Below are 12,251 nucleotides of genomic sequence, written 5' to 3' on the forward strand. Positions count from 1 at the left end.
CTGGAGTAGTATTTAGATATGGACTCAGACAATGTCAACGAGGCCCGAGAGGCGATCGAGAGCACGGTCAAGCGGTACTTCGTCGGAGTGCGGGGGTTCAGGATCCGCAGGCGGCACTACTTCAAGAATCTTGACGGTGTTCAACACGCCGCCTTTCTCGCAAGAGGTTCGTACGGCCCGGACTACGATATGGACTACCAAGCGACCTTGCTGTGTGGCGAAGACAGTGATCTCAAGTCATACGCAAGAGTGTCAGATATCTTCGGCGGCATCGGTTGGCTGAGCGGGCGGAAACCAGGAGTACTTGAGATAATGGACGCGGCTATCGAAATGCCAGTGCTAGCTCGAATCAACCGTATCCAGACCTTATTGGAAGAGGATGCGGAAAAGTGGTATAGCCGCGTCAGTACGCCCGAAGACCTCCGGAAAACGATCAGAGAGGCTTGGCACGACAAACTCAAGAACTACATTCCGATGGCAAAGGGAGCGCTGAAAGTCGGCATCGACCCGTGGCCAGAGGGCAAGCCCGACTACATCTGACTACAAAATGACTACCGCGCCTCGTGACCGTTCATTATTCGCATGGCCGATCGCATTCCCCGTGTTTATGTCGGAATGTTCTTGGGCGGTTCGGTAGGCGTAATGTATATGATAGCACTCGAGTAATACTGTAGGCGAGAATGAATGTCATCCATAGGACTTGGAACCGATTCTGGGGATTGATCACTGAGAAGCGCGACATGAGCGCCCTTGACGCGGCGATTCTGGAAGCCTTCGTCCGTCGGTTACCGCCGAGCCTCGGCGACATCGCGCAGGATCAAATTTCTGCGATCACGCGAGTTGCACATAAACCAGCGGACCAGTGGATCGGTCTAGTCCTAGGTCGGCGTTCTGCAAGATCGGAGCTGCCGATGTTTCCAAATCGCTATCCATCTAGCACCGCGGCGTTTGTTTTTGGTGCCTCTGGTGGTAACGATTACCGAGCCAATATTGTCGTAAATTGCGGGCTACTTGACTCGATCGCACTGTCGGAGCCGCCGGGAGATTTGCCGACCGATGTCTCAGCGGAGAACTTCGAAGTCGTGTTGGTGAACGATCTTGATACTCCAGGCGAGAACCCCGAGGCAATACCCATCGATCAGCTCGAAAGCGCGCAGGCTAGATCGTTCTCGGAATCTCACCATGCGACAGAGTTTTTTCCACCGAAAAGCCAAGAGATCGTTGATGCATACCAGAGATTTCTCGGGTCGCCATTGCCTGCGGATTTCTTGCAGCTCGTCGAACACGTCGATGGCTTCAAGACTGAGCATTGGGATTTCCTCGGTGTATCCGGCCGGATCATGGTTTGGCCAACACGTGAGTGCATCAAGTCTATTGCGGAGGACGACGAGTGCTTGTTCGGCATCTGTTTCGTCGCAGACGACAGAGAGGGACGTTACTATCTGTTAAGCGAGGTAGACGCGGACCTACAGCCGCTGGAAACCGACCTGCGCGGAGCGCTTGTAGAGCTGGAATCTCATTTGAAGGATTACCATGCCGATATTGCTGGCGAAGAGTAGTTGGGACAGGACGCAGCTCAGCCCCGATCCTCTTCCTATTACCGGCAGCATCGGCGGCTTCCGCTCTTTCGCGACCAGCGGCTACATGAAATAGCCGGAGTATCATCAAGGCGTGGAGTCGGACAAGGTCATCGAAGCCCGAGAGGGGATAGAGAGCACGGTCAAGCGGTATTTCGTCGGGGTACGGGGCTTGCGCGTGCGCAGGCGGCACTACTTCAAGAACCTAGAGGGTGTGCAGCACTCAGCGACCTTGAGTATCAGTTCCTGGTCGCCGTACTTTCGAATAATGTACTGTGCGACCCTTCTTTGCGACGAAGACAGAGACCTCAAGTCGTACGCAAGGGTGCCGGACATCGAGGGCGATCTCGGCTGGTTGAGTGGGCGGAAAAGAGGAACACTTGAGATAATGGACGCGGCTGTCGAAATGCCGGTGCTAGTTCGAATCAACAAGATTCAGACTCTATTGGAGGAGGATGCGGAAAAGTGGTACAGCCGCGTCAGCACACCCGAAGATCTCAGGGCGACCATTACGGAGTCCTGGGACGGCAGCGTAAAGAACTATGTGCCGTTTGCTAAGGGCGCGCTGAAAGTCGGCATCGACCCGTGGCCAGAGGAGAAGCCGGAAGGCATCTGATTGCGTTGAGACTTCCGCGCATTGTGGCTCACGGGCTGTCGCGCCGTTCGCCATTTAACCGTTCGCCCATTGCGCTGAACCGCCCGGTAAACTGACAGCCCTGTTCGCCCAGAAGTCGCGCAGGGAGGTTGGCGTCGAAAAACGGCCATGGCACTCGAAGAAAGGAATGAAAGGACGCTGAGTCCACGCGTGGTTATCGTCGCGTTGTTGCTCGTGGCGATCATCGTTTACTCGCTCGTGGTCATCTGGGGCAAGTTGCCCGATGGACGAAGTACGTTAGCAGACCGAACTACCTTGTTGGCTGTAGTGAGCTCTTATTACAAGCAGACCGGAGAGGTTCCCGATGATGTGGACGACTTGATGGAACAGTATCGGAAACTGGACTACAAATTGCCCCGCTAGGAGATCGAAAACCTGGACATACAGCTAATCGAAGATGAGAGGAAGATCAGAATCACGTACGTGATGGATGAGCGAAGCTTCGACGTTACAATCAATGCGAGGCGATGAAACCCGCGACGGGTCGAGCATCGTCCAAAGCAATTGATGACAAACTTCAAACACGTCGCATCGTTGGTCCTGGTGGCCGTTGCTGGATGCAATCTGGCTGTACTGCTCCAAGACCGGGAGAGCCTCGAACAGCAGCGGTCGCTCGTAGAGCACCAGGTCAATTCGCTGTACGGCGAGGGGTATGACGGGGCGGACTTGCGGGCTCTGGATGCCGCTTGGGAAGTGTTTACCCAGACGAAAGGGCTGAAGGGTTCAGAGCTTGACAAACAGAACTACTGGTTCGAGATAGAGGCCGGGCGCGCGCATCGGATCGTCGAGATATATCCTAAGCCCAGACCGGAAAACGAACCCGAGCCACCCGAACTGCCGATGGCTTCGGACTACTGGCTGTGGGGTACCGAAGGGGTGTTCTGGGTCAACAAGGCCACGTTCGAGGTCGATGGAAAGTTCGTGTATCCGACTGACCGGTGAGCGTAAGAAGCGACTTTGTGGCGAAGCCACTAACCGGCTTCGCCACAAATGAACACACAAGCACAGACGACTACGTCTTCTCGTACTCGTTCGGCGGTGTCACGCTGTCCCAGGTCAGACCCGAAGCAGACACGCTGTCGACGACGGTCGTATAGGTCGCAGCCGGAGCGTTCCGCAGTTGGAACGTGACCGTGCCATCCGAACCGGTCGTCGCGGTTCCGACCCACGAGCCGCCATCGTTGTTGGACAGGGTGATCGTGACCGTAGCGCCGGCCACGACTGCGCCGAGGTTGTCGAGCAGCGCGATCGTGACGCGCAGGTTCTTAGTGCCGCCCCTGCCGCCGGAAGTCGAGTAAGTGATCGCCGAGACGGAGACTTCGGTCGCCTCTTCTGGCGGGCTGCCGACGGTGATGGTGACCGACTTGCTGCCAGTCTTGTTTCCGGAATCCGTCGCGCTCGCGGTGATCGTGTAAACGCCGTCGGGCAAAGTCGCCTGGAAGCTGCCGCCGGTGCCGATCTCGCCGAGGCCGGTCGCGGTCCAAGTCATCGAACTGGTGAGCGTTCCGTCTTCGGTGTCGGTCGCCGAACCGGCAAAGCTAATGCTCGCGCCTGATGCGAAGGTCGCACCGTCAGAGGGGCTAGTGATCGTGACGACCGGGACGTCGTTGGGAGGGCCGATGTCTGCCGCCTCGTCGGCGTCAACGATGCCGTAGCCGAACAGCGGGTCCCAGCCCGCATCGCCCAGGTCGTCAGCGGTCATGATGAGCTGCGCGCGAACGTCGGTGTTCAGCGTCATGCCAGCGGCGATGACGAGCGCCGCCGCGCCAGCGACGTGCGGGGACGCCATGGAAGTACCGCTGAAATTAACGTATCCGCCGCCGAGTTTCGTCGATTTGATGTTGGACCCCGGCGCCGCTATCTCGACGTCCGGTCCGGTGCTGGAAAAGCTTGATCTTGTGTCGTCCGAAGTCGTCGATGCGACGGCGATAACGGACGCATACCGCGCCGGGTAGCCGACCTTGTCGCCCTTGCCCTTGCGGTTGCCGCTGTTGCCGGCGGCAGCGACGTGAATGATGCCTGCCGCGTACGAGTTGTCGAACGCGGCCTTGACGGCGACGCCAGGATCGGAGCTGCTGCCGTAGCTGTTGTTCGTCACTTGAATGCCGTTGTCGACGCACCATTGCAGCGCCGCGATGATGTCGCTCCATGATCCGCTGCCGCTGGAGTTCAGAACCTTGACGCCGTATAGGCTCGCGAGCGGCGCCATGCCGACCACGCCAACGCCGTCATCTTCCGCCGCGACCGTGCCGGCCACGTGCGTGCCGTGCTTGTAGTCGTCCATGGGGTCGTTGTCGTTGTTGACAAAGTCGTATCCGCCCATGAAGTTTCCGTCGAGGTCCGGATGCGTGTAGTCGATTCCGGAGTCGATAATGGCGACTTTCACGCCCAAACCTTTGTTTCCGCCGTCGTGTACGAACCCAGCGCCGGTTCGCTTGACGCCCCACGTGTTGTCCAGTTCGGCGTCAATAGCGTAGACGATGCCGTCAAGGTCGACGGCAATGACGTTCGGGTTCCTTTCGAGCCCGTCGATCGCCGCAGACGGGATGGTCGCCGCGATCGCGCGAACCAGGCGATAGGTGTACTTGATCGTGCCACCTGCGCCGCGTACCAGTGCCTGCTCGGCCGGGCCGGGTTGATGAGAGAACGAGATGATGACGGGGACTCGATCGCCGCCTTGGGCGACAGCAGTCAGCGGCGCACCCAACGTGAGCGCAGCAGCGATGATTGAAAAGAGAAGTAATCGGCGGCAATTCATAGCGGTACACCAGGGTTAAACAAGATATCGGCCAATCAAGCGGCCAAACCTAGTTTGCTTTACGCCATTATACGACGATTCGACTCACGGGATTGTTCTACGATTGGCGATACTGGCAATTTTCGCAGGTTGCCCAGCCGCTATTCTTACTTGGAGCGGACGTTTGCCGGGCGATCAGAACGATGCTCCGACGCCGAGCGGCGAAAAGGGGCTTGACAGATCCGCACGAATTGTGTATATGCTTTATGACGGTCGTAATTCGGCTGCGGAGAAAATGATGAAACTGAACGGTAGGGTGGTAAGGAGAGCGAACGCGCTTGCGCTCCGAGCGTCTTGCGTCGGCCTGTCGGTGCTGATGGCGTACAGCACCGGTGCCAGCGGGTTCAACTACCTCGCTCGGCTGACGTACGAAGAGATCCTCGAGGCCGCCGCGCAGCGTCGCCCTCGACCCGCGCCGTACTCGACCAGCCCGATCATCATGCCTGCGAGAAAGGGCTCCGTCGGTCGTGATCCGGTTTTGCGCGGCGGAATGTGGAGCGCGGAGGACCTTGCCGTGCTAGCCCGAGCAGAACAGCAGCGGGCGGTTCGATTCCTCGAAAGGCACCCTGAGCGGCTGCAAGCGAGCATCAACCCGACTCCAGTGCCGCTACTCGGTGGACCCGGCGGCCCTTCCGGCTCGCCCGTGCCTGGCGAGGGGTTCGGCGGAGCAGCTTCGGGGCGCAGCTTCGCAACCTACCACGAAGTGCCGATAGGTCTGCCGCCGCCGGGCTGGGACGACGACGGGGGCGGAGACACGGACGACGGCGGCCCACCGGGCTCGCTCGGCGGGCCAGGTGGCACAGGCGGTATTCCCGGCGATCTGCAGAACAACCTCAACACGAACACCGGGAACTTCTTGACGATCCTGGGGCTCACCGGCTGGAACGCGCCGGGGGATTCGTTCGTGGACTTCACGATCGTCCACAACTCGATGATGACCACGGAGATCGGCGCGATCACCGACATCGGCCACTCGTGGAGCCACACGTACAGCAAGGAGATCATGTTCTACGGGAACGGTGGGGGCCCGGGCATCGACTGGGCGTTTCTGATCTGGTCCGACGGCCAGCGGCTGAAGTTTGTGGAGTCCGGCAACCCCGGCGAGTTCGTCTCGACCCAAGGGTACGCGGCCAAGCTGTACAAGTTCATAGGCGGGTTCCGCGTCGAGACGAAAGACGGCTGGAAGTACCACTTCGACGACGACGGTTTCTTGACGGGCGAAGAGGACGCGTGGGGAAACCTCGTGACGATATGGAGGACGTTCGGCGGCGATATCATCCAGGTCTCGGACGAGGTCGGTCGCAGCCTGAACTTCACTTACAACGGCTGGGGCTACATCACCAGCATCACCGCGCCGGACGGCAAGATCATCTGGTTCAACCACGACCCCTCGGGCAACTTGCTGAAGGTCACTTTGTGGCCGCTCGATATGCAGTCGTACTCCTTCGACTTCACCTACGACGGCAACCACAACATCCTGACCGAGACGACGCCCGGAGGCAAGACTTGGACTTTCGCCTACGACACGAGCGACCGGGTGATCTCGTCGCAGAACCCGCTGCTGAAGACTTGGACGATCGTCTACACGCTCGACTCGGCGATCATGTACGATCCGCTGGGCAACTCGGTCTGGCACAACTACTTCGAAGGGCGGCTCACCAGCATCAGGGACGAGGCTGGGTTCTACGCTTACTACTGGTCCGTTCCAAGCAACAAGCGCCTTCTAGCGCATTATAAGGACCGCAATGGCGGGGACTGGTACTGGACGTACGACTCGAACGGCAACGTCCTGACCGAGAAAGACCCGTTGTTGCGAGTGTGGTCGTACACATACGATTCGCGGAATCTGCTGAAAACTGTAGAAGACCCAGCCGGGAAGATTTGGGATCTCGACTACGGCAGTTTCCCCGAAACTCCGGCTCCGATAAGGGTCATCGACCCGATGGGGCGCGGCGCGGAGACGAGCATCGCGTACGACACGGACGGCAACGTGATCGCGGTCATCCGCGATCTGCCCGCCGGACCAGACGTCACCCTTTCGGCGTTTTGGTACGACGTGTATAAGAGCAACGTTATCAAGGCGCACACTTACGGCCCGCGCGAGAGCGAATCGACCGCGACCTACGACATCATGGGCCGCGTTCTTACCGCGACCGATGCTGCGGGTGAGACCATTTCCATGCTGTACGACGACTGGGGCCGACCAATTGGAATGCTTCACGGAGACCTGACCGGAGTGTCTGTCGTTTACGACCTGGACAGCCAGGTATTAAGTGGGACCGATGAATTGGACCGCACGGTGAACATGTTCTATGACGCGCTAGGACGGCTTGCGTCAATGGACAATGCAAAGAGCGAAACAACGAGTTTTGCATACGACGATGCGAATCGCCTAACTGACATCACCAACGCGCGTGGCAAGACCCGAACGTACACCTACACTGTGCGCAGCGAGGTGTATACGTTGCTGCTCCCCGACGGCGCGCTCGAATCGTGGAGCTACGACGGGGTGGGCAACACGACTTCGTACACCAACCCGCTCAACCAGACCATCACTTACGATTACAGCACTGCGCTAGAGCAGATATTGGTCGACTATCCGACCGGCGTCGACACGGCGTTCGCCTACGACACATTAGGTCGCATGACCTCGATGACAGACGCAACCGGCGTTTCGTCCTGGTCGTTCAACGACGCGAGCGATGTCACCCAGGTCGTCACTCCGCAAGGCACTATTAACTATGCGTACGACACATGGGGTCGCACGACTTCGGTCACCGAAGTCGGCGTCGGCACGACAACATACAATTGGGACTTCGCCTACGATGTGCCCACCTCAATGACCAACGCGTTCAACGAGACGACATCTGTTCAATTCGATGGTTTTGGCCGTGTTTACCGCACCAATCTGCCCAACGGAACGTACGAGATTGTGACATTTGACGCACGTTCGAGACCTTCGTCTGTGGTTGTGCGAGATTCGCTTGATGTTGAGATAGACCGGAAGGAGTACGTCTGGGACGCTGCTAACCGGGCAACCAATGCGCTTGAGGGGGGTGTGTGGTCAAACTACACCTACGACGTTATCGACCAACTCATCGCCGAGGCGAAGCCGTCTATTAGCTACTCGGCGTCGTACTCCTTCGACGCGAACGGCAACCGGACTTCGCGCACGGTCAACGGCGTTACCGAGACGTACGCCTACGACGACGCGGACAAGCTGCTCTCGATCACCGGCGGATTCAACCCGCGCACGTACTCCTACGACCTCGCCGGTCGCACGACCGCGATCACGGGGGCAGGCGGCACGACGCAAATCGCTTACGACTACGAAGGGCGTGTGACGCAAATCACGTACCCTAGCTTAGCGTCTGATTCGTACACCTATAACGGCGTTGGAGCACGGGCATCTGCGATTGGTGTAAGCGGATCGCGAACGTTCAAACGCAACGGCCTCGGTGTGGTCTCTTCTGTTCTATCTGATGGTGTTGCGCAGTATACGCCTGGCGTTTCACGCCGCGAGAACGGCGTCTCGACATTCCAACATTCGGGACTGAAGAACACTTCCGCGCAGTCGTCTGCGACAGGCGCAATTTCTGCTTCCCGAGTGTACGATGCCTACGGTAATACGGTCTCCTCAACCGGCACTTGGAAAGGCCCATTCGGTTACGGCGGTCCGTTCGGCTACCAGGAGGAGGCCAACGGCCTAAAGCTCCTCGGCCACCGCTACTACGACCCAGACACCGGTCGTTTCCTTACAAGAGACCCGATTGGCAGCGGACGGAATTGGTACGCCTACGCAGGCAACAGCCCTATCGTTCGCGCTGATGCCAGCGGTCTTGAGTACGTCGTCGTAGTTAGAGGAAGCCAAGTCGACGGCGAGGACATCAACGAAGACACGGACGCCATCATCAGAGACATTCAGGACAAATACGGAAAGGAAAACGTAGTTGTTGTCAGTACTGCGGAAGATGCGTACAAGGAGCTTGCGGAAGAGGATGCTGGCGTTCTGATTATTATTGGCCACAATTCGGTTTATGAAGGGGGTGGTGAATGGGACCCAGACATTCACGCGTCGTTCTATGTGGAAGACGGAAGTAGCATTGACCCGCACGAAATCTCTCGCCGTAGAGGAGGAAGAAGACTAGATCGAATTGAGCTGGTGCTCTGTGACTCTCTCGCAAATCCAGGTCAGGCAGCGGCCTGGGGTAGATTGAGTGATGGAAATCTGTACGGATCGTACGGGCCTCTAGCAATTAACTGGTACGCAAAAGGACTTAATCGATTGACAAAATACGACCCTAGTCGCGTGAGAGTTGAACCAAATTGGTGGAACAGTATCTGGCCATGGCACGGGAAGAAAGGAAAAAAGGGACGCGGATGAGTTTTCGCACAGTTGTAGTCGGGCTGTCGTTGCTCGCAGTCATTACCTACTCATTTGTAGTTATAGTAGGCAAGTTGCCGAACGGGCGCAATACAATGACCGATAGAACGACCCTACTAGTTGTTGTAAAGTCTTACTACAAGCAGACGGGGGAGGTGCCGAATAATCTGGACGACTTGAAGAACCAGTATCAGAAACTGGGTCATGATCTGCCCCGTTACGAGATCGAAAACCTGTACATACAGCTAATCGAAGATGAGAGGAAGATCAGAATCAAGTACGTGATGAACGAGAGAAGCTTCGACGTTACGATCGATGCGAGGCGCTGATTCTCGACGTTCCAGCACTCGCGTCTGAAGAACACTTCCGCGCAGTACTCGGCTTCTGGCGTGTCGATTACTCTCCTGACTTGTTCCGGTTGCTGCGGGCGGCGGCCTCGGCGTACTTCGTCTCCGGCATTTTGATCAGCTTTGCGACGAAGTAGTAGGTCCAGGCGAAGAGCAGGAACACGATCGTGAGCGCTCCTAGGTACAGGAAGTTGCCGAATCGGTCGCTGAGGCCTGCAATCGCAATGCTGCCGAACCATGCGACGGGAACTGCGACCGCCGATGCGACCAGCGCCTTGCCAAGCGTCTGGAAGACTCCTCTGATATTCAGGCCGCCGATCTCGCGCCTGATCGCGAACAAGAGAGCGGTCGCGAGGACGATGGCCGCGATGGAGGCCGCTACTGCGAGCGACTCAGGAGGGGACTCCAACTTGTGCAGTGCGAACACCGCGCCTCCGAACAGCAGAGTCGTCGCGGTGCCAAAGAGAATCGGCGTCAGCGTCTTCTGCACCGCGTAGTACGACCTCATCAGAACCGGCTGAAGGCACCAGGCGAACACTCCGATGCCGAACATCTGCAGCATCGCGGCCGTTCGCGCCGTGTCTGCGGCGGTGAACGCACCGCGCTCGAACAGCGCCTGCACGACCGGCTCCGGCGCGACCAGGAAGAACGCCGAGATCGGAACGGTGAGGAAGAGCACCGTTCGCAGCGTCTTCTCCAACTGGTCGCGGTACAGATCCATGCGGCCTTGCGCGAAGAACTGTGCCAAAGCCGGGAAGACGGCGAGCGCCAAAGCCTGTCCGAACACGCCGAGCGGAGCCTGCATCAGCCGGTTGCCGTACTCGATCGCTGTCGTCATCCCGACTTCGCCCAGCGAACTGACGCTACGCAAAATCATGCCGAAGACGCCGGGCAGAGATAGACCGAGCACGACCGGCAGCATCAGCTTTAGGACTTTCTTCACGCCCTCATGCCTGAGGTCCAGAGAGAGCTTGAACGTCACTCCCATACGGCGGATCACGGCGAACGGGATGACGATGTTGCCGATGTAGGCCCCGACCAGCGCGCCCCACGACATCCCCAAGACGCCAAATCCCGCGACGTTCGCCAGCACGACCGCGCCAAAGATGATGCCGAGGTTGTAGACGTTCGGCGCAAGGCCCGGTACCGAGAAGACCTGCCGAGCGTAGAGCGTTCCCAGCATGATGCCGCCAATGAAGAACGCGTACTGTGCAGGCACGACAATGCGGCTCATGTGGACGACCAAGTCGACGAACTCAGGACCTCGGGCCGCAGCGCCTGGCGCGAAGATGCCGACAAGCGGCTCCGCGAAAATCCATGAGAACACGATGAAGGCGCCGACGATGATCGACATCAGTGTAACGATCACGCTGAAGACGTGCCATGCCTCTTCCTCCCTGCCCGTGTGCAGATACTCGGAGAAGACCGGGATGAACGCCGCGCTCAAAGCCCCGCCGGCAATCAGGTAGAAGAGCAGGTCCGGGATCTGAAAGGAGAGGAAGTAAGCGTCAGTCAGGTCCGACTGACCGAACTTCGCGCCGATCACCATGTCGCGAACCATCCCAAGAACGCGGCTCAGCAGCAGGGACGCTGCCATGATCAAGCTTGCCTTGCCGACGTTGGGTCTCGGTGACGATTCGCCCACTGCGAGACATTATGTCGCGATTCACCGATCTACCGGGCGGGCGCGACTGATCTAATCCGCCCGGCGGGACTGTTCCAAGGGGAATGCCTAGATGTACTGTTCGAGGAGTTGCTCGATCGTTTCCTTCGACGCGGCGCCGACGATTCGATCAACCTCTTGACCGTTCTTATACACGACCAGAGCGGGGATGCTCATGATCCCGTACCGACCGGCGAGTTCGCCATGCTGGTCTACGTCGACCTTGACGATCTTGGCCCTGCCTGCGAACTCCTCTTTCAACTCGTCAATAATAGGTGCGATCGCTTGGCACGGCCCACACCAAGTTGCATTGAAGTCCACAAGGACGGGGATATCTGACTGCAAAACGTCTTTCTCGAAGTCTAAAGTTGCTGTGTTCATGTACACAGAGTCCCGCTGACGCCAAAGCGGTTCCTGAGGCGGGACTTTGGCGGTTCTCGTTCGAAAAACCCAGCAATGACGGAATTCTGCCGGACGCTAGACGTACTTCTCGATCAGGGCCCTGATATCCTCTTTCGAGCCAGCGCCGACCTTGCGGTCAACCTCTTGGCCGCCCTTGAACACCAGCAGCGCCGGGATGCTCATGACCCCAAATCTGGCGGCCAGATCGCCCTCTGAGTCCACATCGACCTTGAACACCTTCGCCTTGCCGTCAAGCTCATTGGAGATAGCTTCGACGTGAGGCGCTATCGCTAGGCAAGGGCCGCACCAAGCTGCCCAAAAGTCGATCATCACAGGCAATTCGGATTCAATGACTTTCTTCTCAAAGTCGGCTTCGGTCAAGGCAAGATCGGCACCCATTCAGTATTCTCCGTTCGAATCGAGCTT

At 58.2% G+C, this 12,251-nt stretch carries 11 protein-coding genes; 7 read left to right on the top strand and 4 right to left on the bottom strand.

All coding sequences use genetic code 11. The features are described from left to right. The first annotated feature begins 18 nt into the window (after positions 1-18). From IH944_04655 to IH944_04675, 5 genes are all read left to right on the top strand, one after another. Positions 19-540 (top strand): hypothetical protein, encoded by a 522-nt coding sequence (locus tag IH944_04655; GenBank protein MCH7903842.1) that lies wholly within the window; start codon positions 19-21, stop codon positions 538-540. A gap of 179 nt (positions 541-719) precedes the next feature. Beyond that, positions 720-1,559 carry a hypothetical protein gene (locus IH944_04660; GenBank protein ID MCH7903843.1) on the top strand — a complete coding sequence of 280 codons (840 nt, stop codon included), beginning with the start codon at positions 720-722 and terminating at the stop codon, positions 1,557-1,559. Positions 1,560-1,671: 112 nt separating this feature from the next. Continuing rightward, entirely contained in the window at positions 1,672-2,193 is a 522-nt protein-coding gene (locus IH944_04665; protein ID MCH7903844.1) for a hypothetical protein, read from the top strand. A gap of 147 nt (positions 2,194-2,340) precedes the next feature. Next, complete coding sequence (locus IH944_04670; GenBank protein MCH7903845.1) at positions 2,341-2,595, top strand: hypothetical protein; 255 nt, start codon at positions 2,341-2,343, stop codon at positions 2,593-2,595. Between the two features lie 144 nt (positions 2,596-2,739). Then, positions 2,740-3,174, top strand: coding sequence for a hypothetical protein (locus IH944_04675; GenBank protein ID MCH7903846.1), 435 nt, complete (start codon positions 2,740-2,742; stop codon positions 3,172-3,174). Between the two features lie 70 nt (positions 3,175-3,244). Here IH944_04675 and IH944_04680 read toward each other — a convergent pair whose 3' ends face one another. Then, a complete protein-coding gene (locus IH944_04680) occupies positions 3,245-4,990 on the bottom strand; it encodes a S8 family serine peptidase (GenBank protein ID MCH7903847.1) in 1,746 nt (581 codons plus the stop codon). Positions 4,991-5,264: 274 nt separating this feature from the next. On the opposite strand from IH944_04680, the gene IH944_04685 reads away from it, so the two are divergent. Beyond that, positions 5,265-9,413: an RHS repeat protein gene (locus tag IH944_04685; protein ID MCH7903848.1), complete on the top strand. Its 4,149-nt coding sequence runs from the start codon at positions 5,265-5,267 to the stop codon at positions 9,411-9,413. A 95-nt stretch (positions 9,414-9,508) separates the two neighbouring features. Then, the gene (locus IH944_04690) at positions 9,509-9,742 is read left to right on the top strand and encodes a hypothetical protein (protein ID MCH7903849.1); all 234 of its coding nucleotides are present in this window, start codon (positions 9,509-9,511) and stop codon (positions 9,740-9,742) included. A gap of 67 nt (positions 9,743-9,809) precedes the next feature. On the opposite strand, the gene murJ is transcribed toward IH944_04690, so the two are convergent. From murJ to trxA (IH944_04705), 3 genes are all read right to left on the bottom strand, one after another. Further along, positions 9,810-11,405: a murein biosynthesis integral membrane protein MurJ gene (gene murJ, locus IH944_04695; GenBank protein ID MCH7903850.1), complete on the bottom strand. Its 1,596-nt coding sequence runs from the start codon at positions 11,403-11,405 to the stop codon at positions 9,810-9,812. 87 nt (positions 11,406-11,492) lie between these two features. Next, positions 11,493-11,804 carry a thioredoxin gene (trxA, locus tag IH944_04700; GenBank protein ID MCH7903851.1) on the bottom strand — a complete coding sequence of 104 codons (312 nt, stop codon included), beginning with the start codon at positions 11,802-11,804 and terminating at the stop codon, positions 11,493-11,495. A gap of 96 nt (positions 11,805-11,900) precedes the next feature. Next, entirely contained in the window at positions 11,901-12,224 is a 324-nt protein-coding gene (trxA, locus tag IH944_04705) for a thioredoxin (GenBank protein MCH7903852.1), read from the bottom strand. Positions 12,225-12,251 lie beyond the last annotated feature (27 nt).

The sequence above is a fragment of the Armatimonadota bacterium genome (assembly GCA_022563855.1).
Classification (GTDB): Bacteria; Armatimonadota; Fimbriimonadia; order Fimbriimonadales; family Fimbriimonadaceae; genus JADFMN01.

Excerpts from the sequence above, each read along its gene's own strand:
- IH944_04675 (MCH7903846.1), top strand. The coding sequence starts at position 2,740 with ATGACAAACTTCAAACACGTCGCATCGTTGGTCCTGGTGGCCGTTGCT.
- IH944_04655 (MCH7903842.1), top strand. The coding sequence starts at position 19 with ATGGACTCAGACAATGTCAACGAGGCCCGAGAGGCGATCGAGAGCACG.
- IH944_04670 (MCH7903845.1), top strand. The coding sequence starts at position 2,341 with ATGGCACTCGAAGAAAGGAATGAAAGGACGCTGAGTCCACGCGTGGTT.
- trxA (MCH7903851.1), bottom strand. The coding sequence starts at position 11,804 with ATGAACACAGCAACTTTAGACTTCGAGAAAGACGTTTTGCAGTCAGAT.
- IH944_04690 (MCH7903849.1), top strand. The coding sequence starts at position 9,509 with ATGACCGATAGAACGACCCTACTAGTTGTTGTAAAGTCTTACTACAAG.
- IH944_04680 (MCH7903847.1), bottom strand. The coding sequence starts at position 4,990 with ATGAATTGCCGCCGATTACTTCTCTTTTCAATCATCGCTGCTGCGCTC.
- IH944_04685 (MCH7903848.1), top strand. The coding sequence starts at position 5,265 with ATGATGAAACTGAACGGTAGGGTGGTAAGGAGAGCGAACGCGCTTGCG.
- trxA (MCH7903852.1), bottom strand. The coding sequence starts at position 12,224 with ATGGGTGCCGATCTTGCCTTGACCGAAGCCGACTTTGAGAAGAAAGTC.